At 44.2% G+C, this 11,938-nt stretch carries 11 protein-coding genes; 7 read left to right on the top strand and 4 right to left on the bottom strand.

The window, feature by feature from the left end; all coding sequences use genetic code 11:
• The first annotated feature begins 48 nt into the window (after positions 1-48).
• The 5 genes from KFE98_10105 (at position 49) to clpX (ending at position 5,764) form a co-directional block, all read left to right on the top strand.
• Positions 49-1,647: a HAMP domain-containing histidine kinase gene (locus KFE98_10105; GenBank protein ID UTW64467.1), complete on the top strand. Its 1,599-nt coding sequence runs from the start codon at positions 49-51 to the stop codon at positions 1,645-1,647.
• Positions 1,640-2,323, top strand: a complete 684-nt coding sequence (locus tag KFE98_10110; protein UTW64468.1) for a response regulator transcription factor — start codon at positions 1,640-1,642, stop codon at positions 2,321-2,323. Before KFE98_10105 ends, KFE98_10110 begins: the two co-directional genes overlap by 8 nt.
• 123 nt (positions 2,324-2,446) lie before the next feature.
• Complete coding sequence (tig, locus tag KFE98_10115) at positions 2,447-3,844, top strand: trigger factor (protein UTW64469.1); 1,398 nt, start codon at positions 2,447-2,449, stop codon at positions 3,842-3,844.
• A gap of 2 nt (positions 3,845-3,846) precedes the next feature.
• Complete coding sequence (gene clpP, locus KFE98_10120; protein ID UTW64470.1) at positions 3,847-4,527, top strand: ATP-dependent Clp endopeptidase proteolytic subunit ClpP; 681 nt, start codon at positions 3,847-3,849, stop codon at positions 4,525-4,527.
• 1 nt (position 4,528) lies between these two features.
• Positions 4,529-5,764 (top strand): ATP-dependent Clp protease ATP-binding subunit ClpX, encoded by a 1,236-nt coding sequence (clpX, locus tag KFE98_10125; GenBank protein ID UTW64471.1) that lies wholly within the window; start codon positions 4,529-4,531, stop codon positions 5,762-5,764.
• A gap of 6 nt (positions 5,765-5,770) precedes the next feature.
• Here the strand turns inward: clpX and KFE98_10130 are convergent, their stop codons facing one another.
• Positions 5,771-6,283 (bottom strand): dihydrofolate reductase, encoded by a 513-nt coding sequence (locus KFE98_10130; GenBank protein UTW64472.1) that lies wholly within the window; start codon positions 6,281-6,283, stop codon positions 5,771-5,773.
• Positions 6,280-7,074, bottom strand: a complete 795-nt coding sequence (locus KFE98_10135) for a thymidylate synthase (protein UTW64473.1) — start codon at positions 7,072-7,074, stop codon at positions 6,280-6,282. Before KFE98_10135 ends, KFE98_10130 begins: the two co-directional genes overlap by 4 nt.
• Before the next feature lie 258 nt (positions 7,075-7,332).
• Here KFE98_10135 and KFE98_10140 point away from each other — a divergent pair, with 258 nt between their 5' ends.
• Both KFE98_10140 and KFE98_10145 read left to right on the top strand, forming a co-directional pair.
• Complete coding sequence (locus KFE98_10140) at positions 7,333-7,752, top strand: hypothetical protein (GenBank protein UTW64474.1); 420 nt, start codon at positions 7,333-7,335, stop codon at positions 7,750-7,752.
• A 3-nt stretch (positions 7,753-7,755) separates the two neighbouring features.
• Positions 7,756-9,963 (top strand): S8 family peptidase, encoded by a 2,208-nt coding sequence (locus KFE98_10145; GenBank protein ID UTW64475.1) that lies wholly within the window; start codon positions 7,756-7,758, stop codon positions 9,961-9,963.
• Positions 9,964-10,017: 54 nt separating this feature from the next.
• On the opposite strand, the gene KFE98_10150 is transcribed toward KFE98_10145, so the two are convergent.
• Both KFE98_10150 and KFE98_10155 read right to left on the bottom strand, forming a co-directional pair.
• Complete coding sequence (locus tag KFE98_10150) at positions 10,018-11,328, bottom strand: Na+ dependent nucleoside transporter (protein UTW64476.1); 1,311 nt, start codon at positions 11,326-11,328, stop codon at positions 10,018-10,020.
• Positions 11,329-11,341: 13 nt separating this feature from the next.
• Entirely contained in the window at positions 11,342-11,929 is a 588-nt protein-coding gene (locus tag KFE98_10155) for a bifunctional nuclease family protein (GenBank protein UTW64477.1), read from the bottom strand.
• Positions 11,930-11,938: the final 9 nt, after the last annotated feature.

The raw sequence follows: 11,938 nt of genomic DNA on the forward strand, positions 1-11,938 counted from the left end.
GTAAGTTAAAGTTCAGGCTGAGAGCGGACGATGCTCTACTTTTGTACCATGAGTAATCAGGCGATTCGAGGAAGAATATGGTTGGCCATTGTGGCTCTGGTGGGAATAATATTCCTGCAGGGAGTTTGGCTAAAACGAGCCTGGGAAATTCATCAGCGACAGTTGGATCATCGCTTGCACTCTGCTATGGTTGGTACAGCGCACCAATTAGAGAAGGAGCACTTTAGGTTATTTATGTCCGAAGGTCGGTGGGATGCCATGATTCCGGAAGTAGAAAATCGGGTGCAGGCCTTTGCAGGATCGTCAAGCGGGTCTGGGAAAATGGAAATTCACAACAACATTGTGATCGAAAACCTGGATGATGATGGTAACGAAATCCGAATTGAGGTGATCGAAGACTCCGACGGAGGTGACGACTACATCGAAAAGCAAGTAGTTATTTCCCGGGATGGTACGGAGCAAATGAGAAGGTCGATGAGAACGCGACCCAGGAGACAACGAATGAAGTTCAGCCAAAGTGGAAAAAGGGTTAAATCCTTTGGTCGCTGGATGGCTTATGCGGAGGAACTTGCCGAAGAATATCTGGTAACCGACAGCCTGTTAATTGCCAATATTCAAACCATCGACGTAGATTCTTTACTTAAACGCGAAATGCGCCGGGAGCGGATCAAATCTCCCTTTGCCTATGCAATCGTTTTCGCTGGAGATGATTCCAATCACGTGGTAAGTCAATCGTACAATTACACTACCTCGTTTAATAACGAGGCAGATCGTGTAGCCATTCTTGGTCATCGCAAGGCAGAAGCTCCCTTGGAATTGTTGGTTTATCTACAGCAACCCTCTATGAATTGGCCGGCTGGATTGGTTATGATGACCTTGCTTTCCTTCCTGTTTACCTCTGCCATCATTTATGCCTTTTGGTACACCGTGCGATCCTTGTACAACCAAAAGCGTTTGTCCGACATCAAAACCGACTTTATCAATAACATGACCCACGAGTTTAAAACCCCTATTTCCACGATCTCCCTGGCTGTGGATTCCATTCGTCACCCCAAGGTGAAACAGGATGCTGATTTGATCGATCATTATGCCGATGTGATCAAAGAGGAGAATAGTCGTATGAATGATCAGGTAGAGCGGGTTTTGCATTTAGCGTTGCTAAACAAGGGGCGAGTTCCTCTAAAGCTCGAAGCCACCGATATGCACGAATTGATTCGCCATGCGGCCAAGGCTTTTGATCTGCTTTTGGAGAAAAAAGGTGGGGAGCTTGTTTTGAATTTACAGGCAAATCCGCACCATCTTATAGTAGACAATGAGCAGGTGAGGCATGTGTTGAGTAATCTTTTGGATAATGCGATTAAGTATAGTCCTCAAAATCCTCGGATTAGCGTGACCACTGAAGTTCGGGGAAACAATTTTCAAATAGCTGTATCAGACCAAGGAATGGGGATGGATCGTGAAACCTTGCGGAGAGTTTTTTCCCGATTCTACCGCGCTCAATCAGGAAACATTCAAAACGTTAAGGGATTTGGTTTGGGCTTAAGTTATGTAAAGAGCATTGTTGATCTTCATCAGGGGAGCGTTAGGGCGGAAAGTGAATTGGGAAAAGGAAGTACATTTTATATTGAATTTCCATTGAATGGCTGAAAAGGGAAAACTATTACTGGTAGAGGATGAGCCCAACTTAGGATCTGTTTTGAGTAACTATCTAAAGCTTTCAGGCTATGAGGTGGTGTGGGCAAAAAATGGACAAGAAGGGCTTAAGCATTTTGATCCTGAGCTGGTTGATCTGTGCTTGCTCGATGTGATGATGCCTGAAATGGATGGTTTTACCCTGGCTCGTGAAATTCGAAAAACTTCCCCCGATGTGCCTGTTCTGTTTATTACCGCCAAATCCATGAAGGAGGATATTTTGGAAGGCTACCAGATCGGAGCAGACGATTACATTACCAAACCCTTTGATACGGAAGTTTTGTTGGCCAAGATTGAAGCCTTCCTCCGAAGAAAGGGAATGGGTAAAGAACCGGAGCATTGTCAAATTGGAATCTACCGTTATACGCCTAAGTTCCGAGAACTGCACGGCCCAGAAGGTAACCAGGTGTTGTCTCCCAAAGAAGGGGCATTGCTGGGATTATTTTGCCAGCACATCAACGATATTTTGACCCGGGAAAAGGCTTTGAGAACCATTTGGGGCGACGACAATTATTTTACCACCAGAAGCATGGATGTTTACATTACCAAACTGCGTAAATATCTCAGAGCCGATCCAAACATTGAGATCATTAATATCCATTCCAATGGATATATGCTTAAAATCCACTGATAAACAGCTTATTAGTTCATTTTTCTGAATGGGAAAAAAGGCTTAATTTTGCAGCCCCGTTTAACTGTACGCGCGGTTATGTATGGGATTGATTATTGAGAAAGACACAAACAAGAACGCAAAATGGATATCAGAAAAGAGAATATTGATGATCTGAACGCCGTAATCAGCATTAAAATTGAACCCGTTGACTACCAAGACCGGGTAAATTCAATTTTGAAGAACTACCGTAAGCAGGCGAACATTCCTGGTTTTAGAAAAGGAGCTGTTCCCTTCGGAATGATCAAAAAGATGCACGGTAAGGCCGTTTTGGCTGAAGAGATTAATAAGATTCTGGTTGATAACCTTTACCAATATATCGATGCTGAAAAGCTACAGGTATTGGGTAACCCCATTCCTAACAAAGAAGAGAAGCCTTTGGAAGATCTTGAAGATGGCGAATCTTTCGAGTTTAAGTACGACGTAGGATTGTCTCCTGAGTTTGACGTTAAGTTGAGCGATAAGGTGAAAATGGACTACTTCAAAATCACCATCGACGATGAGCTTTTGGACAAGTATGTAAATGACTTGGCCCGTCGCTACGGAAGCATGAAAGAAGTTGAGGTAGCTGGCGAAGAAGACATGATCAACGGATCTTTGGATGAGTTGGATGAAAACGGTGAAAAAGTAGAAGGTGGAATTCACCACCACACCAGCATCGCCATCAATTACCTGGAAAACGACAAGTCTAAAAAGGCTTTGGTTGGAAAGAAGATAGGTGAGTCTATCGAAATGGATCCTCGCGACTTCTCTAAAGGAGAGGCTGATTTGGCTGCTATGTTGAATGTAGACAGAGACAAATTGGATCAAGTAGGTAACCGTTTCCGCTTTACCGTTAAAAAGATTCACGAATTGACTCCTACTTCAGTAGATCAGGAGTTTTTCGATAAGCTTTTCGGTCCTGGTGCAGTGAGCAATGAAGAAGAATTTAGAGCGAAATTGAGCGAAGATTTAGCTCAGACTTTGGAAAATGATTCTGACAAATTGTTGATTAAGCAACTTCAGGATAAGCTGAAAGATAAATTGAAATTGACTCTTCCTGATGAGTTCTTGAAGCGTTGGTTGATTTTGACCAATGAAGAGGTTACAGAAGAGAATATTGATAGCGATTACGACAATTTCTCCGAAGGGATGAAATGGCAGTTGATCGAGAACCAAATTGTTCGTGAAAGCGAATTGAAAGTGGAATATGCCGAAGCTTTGGAAAGAACAAAATCTTTGTTCCAGGCTCAAATGGCTCAGTACGGATCTGAAGTAGGTGATGAGGAGTTGGAAAACGCTGCAAAGAACTACTTGGAGAAGAACGAAGAGTCTCGTCGTATCTACGAACAGCTCATGTTTGAGAAACTGTTAAAACTTTACAAAGAAACCCTCAATCTAAAAACGAAAGAGGTAAGTTTTGACGATTTCGTTAAATTAGCCACAGGCAATGCGCCCAAAAAAGGAATTTTGGACAGCTTGTCAAATCTGGTTAAAATGTAATAATGGACGGAAAAGAATTTCTTAAATATGCTGTAAAAGACCGAGGCATTAGCAGCCTGGTAATGGATCAATATGTTTCCAGTATCAGCCCTATGGCCTCGATGACTCCTTATATCCTGGAAGAGCGTCAGTTGAACGTTCAAGCCATGGATGTATTCTCCCGATTGATGATGGATCGCATCATCTTTTTAGGTACCGCAATCGACGACCAAGTAGCTAACATCGTTCAGGCTCAGCTTTTGTTTTTGGCATCGGCTGACGCTACCAAGGATATTCAGATTTATTTGAATACTCCAGGTGGATCGGTTTATGCTGGATTGGGCATTTACGATACCATGCAATATGTATCACCTGATGTAGCTACCATTTGTACGGGTATGGCTGCCTCTATGGGATCGGTACTGTTGTGTGCAGGAGAAAAAGGAAAAAGGTCCGCTTTACCTCATTCGCGGGTAATGATTCACCAGCCAATGGGTGGTGCTCAAGGACAGGCAAGTGACATCGAAATCACAGCCAAACAAATTCAATTACTGAAAAAAGAACTGTACGAAATTATCGCTGAACACTCAGGTCAGTCTTACGACAAGATTTGGGAAGACGGTGATCGCGACCACTGGATGATTGCCGAAGAAGCTAAGGCTTACGGTATGGTGGACGAAGTGCTCGTACGCAACAAGAAATAAGATGGCAAAGGGAGAACCACGTTGTTCGTTTTGCGGCAAAAGCAAAAGTGAAGTTAACATTCTGATCGCTGGAATTTCCGGCCACATCTGTGATGGCTGTATTTCGCAAGCCCAACACATCGTGGAGGAAGAGATTACCCAACGGGTGGAGTCTTCCATTTCTAAAACCCTTAACCTTCTTAAACCCAAAGACATTAAGTCTCATTTGGATGAACATGTCATTGGACAGGATCAGGCCAAAAAGGCTCTTTCTGTAGCGGTATACAACCACTACAAACGAATTACTCAAAAGAGTGACGAAAACGACGTCGAAATCGAAAAGTCGAATGTTATTCTATTGGGTGAAACGGGAACCGGAAAGACCCTTTTGGCCAAAACCATTGCTCGAATTCTAAACGTGCCTTTTGCTGTGGCTGATGCTACGGTTATTACCGAGGCAGGTTATGTTGGAGAGGATGTAGAAAGTATTCTGACCAAGCTGCTTCAAGCTGCTGACTACGATGTGTCGGCTGCTCAACGTGGTATCGTGTTTATTGATGAGATCGATAAAATTTCCCGCAAAAGCGATAATCCTTCCATTACCCGTGATGTATCCGGGGAAGGAGTGCAGCAGGCTATGCTTAAGCTCCTGGAAGGCGCTGATGTTGGGGTTCCGCCAAAAGGTGGAAGAAAGCACCCTGAGCAAAAATTGGTTCAGATCAACACCAAAGACATTCTCTTCATTTGTGGAGGTGCCTTTGTTGGAATTGATTCGCTGATTAAACGTAGGCTCAATACTTCGGCCCTCGGTTTTGGTGCTCAAAAGAACCTTGATCATATCGAAGACCAAAACATTCTTCAGTATGTGACTCCTCAAGATTTGAAAAAGTACGGCTTGATTCCCGAGCTTATCGGTCGTTTCCCCGTTCTTACCTATTTGAATCCTTTGGATAATGTGGCCCTCAGCCGTATTTTGACAGAACCTAAGAATGCTTTGATCAAGCAGTACAGCAAGCTTTTTGAAATGGAGAATATCAAACTCAGTTTCGATAAAGAGGTGCTGGACTTTATGGTGGAAAAAGCCGTTGAATTTGCCTTGGGTGCTCGTGGACTTCGTTCCATTTGCGAAGCCATTATGATGGATGCCATGTACGAGCTTCCGTCTGAAAAGGATCAGGTAACTGAGTTTAGAGTGACTTTGAGTTACGCTCAAGAAAAGTTGAAGAATTCAACGATCCAGAATCTAAAGGTAGCCTAAAGCGTTTTACCCCTTTTTCTTGTATTCCCATACTTCGAACGCAAACTGATGTTTGTCGTCGGGATCCTGCTTTTGAATTAAGTTGGCGTTCCAATCGTCTTGCTCAAACTTGGGGAAAAAAGCTTCCGCATCTTCGAAAGAGGCTTGTACATGCGTGATGTACATTTTGTCGATTAACCCTTGCTTGAGGGCTAAGGCATAAACTTCACCACCTCCAATTACAAAGAGCTCTTCCTCACCGGCCTGGCGGGCTAAGTCAATTCCTTCTTCAATATTGTGAATTACTGTACATCCCGGAGCTTCAAAATCCTGCTGTCGGGTTAATACCTGATTTGGTCTTCCAGGTAAGGGGCGAAACCTTTCAGGAATGCTGAGGTAGTTTTTGCGGCCCATTAGCACGTGATGCCCACGAGTCGTTTCCTTAAAAAATTTCATGTCGGCAGGAAGGTGCCACATGAGGTCGTTATCTCGTCCAATGGCATGGTCTGAGCCCATGGCTACAATCAGGGAAACGATCATACGGAAACAGCTGCTTTAATGTGAGGGTGTGGATCGTAATTAACCAATTCGAAGTCTTCAAACTTGAAGTCAAAGATGTTTTTGACTTCTGGGTTAATCTTCATTTGAGGCAGTGGCCTTGGATCACGTGTAAGTTGCAGTCGGGCTTGCTCCAGGTGATTGTTATACAAATGAACGTCACCAAAAGTATGGATAAACTCTCCCGGTTCCAGATCGCACACCTGGGCAATCATCAAGGTTAATAGAGCATAGGAGGCAATGTTAAAAGGTACTCCTAAGAAGGTATCAGCACTACGCTGGTACAGCTGGCAGGAAAGCTTTCCGTCGGCCACATAAAATTGAAACATGGTGTGGCAGGGAGGCAGGGCCATGTCTTCGATGAATTCCACATTCCAGGCACTCACAATTAGGCGACGAGAATTGGGATTCGTTTTAATCATTTCAATCAATCGGGTGATCTGATCTACACTTTGGCCATTTGATGTAGGCCAAGAGCGCCATTGGTATCCGTATACAGGACCCAGGTCACCATTTTCATCGGCCCATTCATCCCAAATTCTAACTCCGTTTTCTTTGAGGTAGCCAATGTTGGTGTCGCCGCTCAAAAACCAAAGCAATTCATGAATAATGGAACGTAAATGCAGCTTTTTGGTTGTTAATACCGGAAATCCTTCTTTAAGATCGAAACGCATTTGATATCCGAAACAACTTAAAGTTCCAGTGCCTGTTCGGTCACCTTTTTGGGTTCCGTTTTCCAGGATGTGATTTAACAGATCGTGGTATTGCTGCATGACATTTATTTTGTCTTACAAAGTAAAGTTATCCGCTACCCAAAAGGGGGAGTGGAGGTCTCTTTTTACTAACAGAAAATGCACAGACCAGTTCCCCGAAGTGGTGACGTGGAATTTTATTTTGCAGGGAAAACCCCTAATTCATAGAACAAAGAGTCGGTGTAATATTGGCATCGGAAAAAGGGCAGAGAAATGGATTACCACAGGAATTGTATATTAGTAGAAGAGCGTTGCAGCAAAACCCAAATGTATTTTTCTATGTCGAAGGTCCTTTATATCCTGGGATTGACTCTATTGGTATGGTCATTTTCAGGCTGTCAGTCGAACAAGGATGCCGTGAAGTCAGAAAATTCGTCTTCCATTTCATCCGATAACCTTTCTTCAACCGTTAAACTTGTCTTAAGCGCCCTGGAAAAAAGCGGAGGAAAACTTACCCCAGCTTTACAGGAGAAATATTCCACCCTCGAGCGAGATGGCCAGCAATACCTACGTGGTACGGCCAAAGTTACCCAGCCAGATGTGGCATCAAAAAGCATTTCAGCTACCGGAACCCTTATAGAAAGTAAAACAGGAGAAATCTGGACCTTGCTTATCCCTGTAGATCGTCTCAAAGACTTGACCGAGGTGAGCGAGTTGTCCTATTTAGACTTGGATACCCAAAGTGAAATAACAAAGTAGGTTATGAAAAAACATCTATTAGCATTAGCCCTGTTGGTGGGATCTGTACCCTCAATCGCCCAGCAGAATTCGACAAGCCCGGTTTCGGGTGGATTGCTGCTCAATGAGCCGCATGAATCTTCAAAACTGCCAAACGGTTTTTGGCAAAATCACATCCCTCATTCCATTCAAGCAGTGGATGGCGAAGAATGGATTGGAGTGACTTTATTGACCGATGAGAACTTTAATCCCAATGACATTAATGCCCTGCAAGGACAGGTAGGATCTGAGTTGGGCGAAATTGTAACTGTTCGTGTGCCCGTGAAGAACCTGGATGGTTTAAAGCGTATAGCTGGAATTCGTTACATTGAAGTGGACATGCCCGTGGAGGCTAAGTTAGACAAAGCCCTGCCAGCCTGTAATGTCCCACAAGTACATGATGGAACCGGACTCTCCGCCAAATACTCGGGGAAAGGAGTGGTGGTAGGAGTTATTGACTACGGTTTTGATTTTACACATCCAACCTTTTTAGATACCTCTGGAAATAGCCTGAGAGTTAAAAGAGCCTGGATCATGGGTGACCAAACCGGTACACCTCCAGCTGGACAAATTGCCGGTTCAGAAATTACCGATCCTGATACCCTATGGGATTATGGTGGAACAACCGACGGGTCTCACGGTACTCATGTGGCTGGAATCGCTGGTGGATCCGGTTACCCTGATGGAGATTACACCGGAGTAGCCTATGAGTCTGATTTGGTTTTGGTGGAATTGGATAACAGTGGTAGCTCAGAAATCATCAATGGTATTAAGTACATTTTCGATTATGCCGCCGCTCAAGGAAAGCCGGCCGTAGTAAATATGAGCTTAGGTTCTCATTTAGGACCCCACGACGGAACCTCGTTACTTGATCAAGCCATTGACAACATGGTGGGACCTGGTAAAATTGTAGTTGGTGCTTCCGGTAATGAAGGGTCAACCCAGTTGCACATCGGACATTCTTTTGGATCCGGAGATACGGTGAATACCTGGCCAGCTTTGAATGAAGGAACAGTCGGGGCGACTGTTATAGATATTTGGGGTGAAAAAAATGAAAGCTTTTCCATTGCCATCGGTGTTATCGATACTTCAGGAAGTATTTTGGGAAGTACCGGGTGGATTACGGTTACCGATACTACCTACGACGGATTGATGGACGACCAAGGAGATACCGCTGCCTTTGAAGTGGCCATGGTTAGAAAAAATGGAATCAACGATAAGCCGAGCGCCCGTATTGAAATGTACAGCAATTCCAGTGAGTACTTCCTCGTGATGGGAATTACCGGGCCCAATGGAAAAAAAGTGGACCTATGGAACCACGGTACTGGACTGGGTGCTGGTTTTTATGACTTTGTTCCTTTTACGCCAGCTCCTTTCAATTTAACTGCCGGAGATACGCTATCTACTATGGGAGAAATTGGAGGAACAGCTAAGGATATTATTACCGTTGGCGCTTATACCTCCAAAACCCATTATACCAACATATTTGGTCAATCGGATACGGTTGGTGAAGGGGAAGGAGAGCTGGCTCTGTTTTCAAGCCTTGGGCCAACAGCTGATGGTCGGGTTAAGCCAGATATTACTGCTCCGGGACACTTGGTTGTTTCAGCGGTTAATTCCTACGATCAAGAATACCTTCGAGGTGGACCCTACGAGGGGCACTTAGTAGACAGTGTGACCGATGGAACGGATACCTGGTATTATGGGCAAATGTCAGGAACATCTATGGCTACTCCAATGACCACAGGTATCATTGCTCTTTGGCTTCAAGCTGATGAAAATCTCGATCCAAATGGAATCAAAGATCTGTTGAATGGCCACTCCATTAAAGATCAACACACAGGTAGTATTCCTTCAGGAGGAAATAACTTCTGGGGAAGAGGGAAAATTGATGCTTTGGCTGTAATGACAGAGCTGGAAAGCTACTTTGGAATTAGCGAAGCAGAAGAAAGTGAAGGCTGGACGGTATATCCTAATCCAACTCAAGGTGAGGTGACTATTAAGTTGGATCAAGGAGAGGTCTCCAACATTCAGCTAACGGATTTGAGCGGTCGAATCCTACATCAGGAAAATCAATTGTCAGGAAGTCAGTTGACCCTGGATTTGAGCGACTGGAATCAAGGCTTGTATTTATTGAGTCTTTCCGATGCTCAAGGAAAAAACTATGCTGCCCGTTTGATCGTGGGTCAGTAAGCGGTTAAGAATAATAAGAAGGAAGCGTTACTCCGATTCGGGGTAGCGCTTTTTTTATAGAATCATTCCAACAATGGTAGCTGAAGTAAGAGAGGCAAGCGTTCCTCCGATTAAGGCCTTTAATCCATATTCTGAAAGCTGTTTGCGCTGAGATGGAGCCAAGGACCCAATTCCTCCGATCTGGATGCCAATAGAAGCGAAATTGGCAAAACCACAAAGGATATAAGTTGCCATCACAATGGATTTTTGACTGGCAAAGGCTCCTGCATCTTTAAGTTCTGCTAAGCTTGCATAGCCTACAAATTCAGAAACGATAATCTTTTCACCCAATAATTGACCAACCAGTGTCATGTCAGGTCCTTCTACCCCGATAAGCCACATTAATGGGGCGAAGATGTATCCCAGCACCATTTGAAGCGAAAGGCCAGTATACTTGTTGTTGGTCCAATCGGCAACCAGATCGTTGATGTGGGTGTATTCGCCCAGCATGTTCAAGCCATAGTTAACCATGGCAATGAAGGCAAAAAAGACCAGAAGCATGGCTCCCACATTAACAGCCAGTTTTAGCCCTTCTGTGGTTCCATTAGACAAGGCATCCAGAAAATTGGAGCCCACTTGTTGTTTAGATACTTCAATATTGGAGTTGATTTCTTCGGTTTGCGGAACCAGAATTTTGGAGATGACAATGGCCCCTGGTGCTGCCATAATAGAGGCGGCTAATAAGTGCTTGGCATAGAAAAGTCGCTGTACTTCATCACCACCACCCAAGAAAGCGATGTAAGCTGATAAAACTCCACCTGCAACCGTAGCCATACCTCCCACCATTACCAGTAAGATTTCTGACCGGTTCATCGAGGCCAGGTAGTTCTTGATCATCAATGGAGATTCCGTTTGGCCCAGGAATATGTTTCCCGCTACCGATAGGCTTTCAGCTCCGCTCACTTTTAAGAATCGGGTGAAAAGTCCGGCTAATCCCTTTACAACTACCTGAATAATTCCCAAATAGAAAAGGACGGAGGTAAGGGCCGAGAAAAAGATGATTGTAGGAAGAACCTGAAAGGCAAATACAAAGCCGAAGGATTCCTGATCCATGATGTAGTTGCCAAATAGGAATAAGCTCCCCTCCCTGGTGAATTCCAGAATCAGTATAAAAGCCTTACCAACCAATTCAAAGGCCCTTTGGACGTAATAGATTTTAAGAATTAGAACGGCTAAAACCAATTGCATGGAAAGACCAACGCCTACCAATCTCCAGGAGATAGCTTTTCGGTTGGAACTAAATAACCAGGCAATAAAGATGATGACTAACATGCCCAATGCACCTCGTGCAATAGACATGAAATTGAGGGCCAGTAGTAAGCTCATGCCGGGAAAGTTACTACTTTCTCCGATTTAGCTCGTCACGGATCTGGGAAGCGAATTCGTAGTCTTCTGCATCCAAGGCGTCACGTAGCATTTCTTCAAGCTGTTCCTGGGTTTTGGAAACCAGGGGCTTGTCCTCTTGAACTTCTTCTTCACTTGTTTCTTCCATCGGACGAATGGCAGCATCTTCGTCAATGATGACACCGGCATTTTTAAGGATGAATTCATACGTGAAGACCGGACATTTAAATCGTACAGCCAGGGCAATGGCATCTGAAGTACGCGCATCAATTTCCACTCGCTCTCCCGAAGGAGATAGGCAAATCAATTGAGCGTAGAACACCCCTTCCTTTAGGTTGTAGATAATGACCTCTTCCAGGTTGATTGAAAAAGCTTCGGCAAAATGCTTGAATACATCATGCGTTAGCGGACGGCTTGGTTTCATCTGCTCCAACTCAATAGCGATAGCCTGAGCTTCGAAACTGCCAATAATGATTGGTAAGCTACGGTTTCCCTCCACCTCGCTCAGAACAAGGGCATACGCCCCCGTCTGAGTTTGGCTATAGGATAAACCTGATATTTCAAGTTTGATTTTTTCTTCCATCGATTCAGA

Source organism: bacterium SCSIO 12741 (genome assembly GCA_024398055.1).
Classification (GTDB): domain Bacteria; phylum Bacteroidota; class Bacteroidia; order Flavobacteriales_G; family Salibacteraceae; genus SCSIO-12741.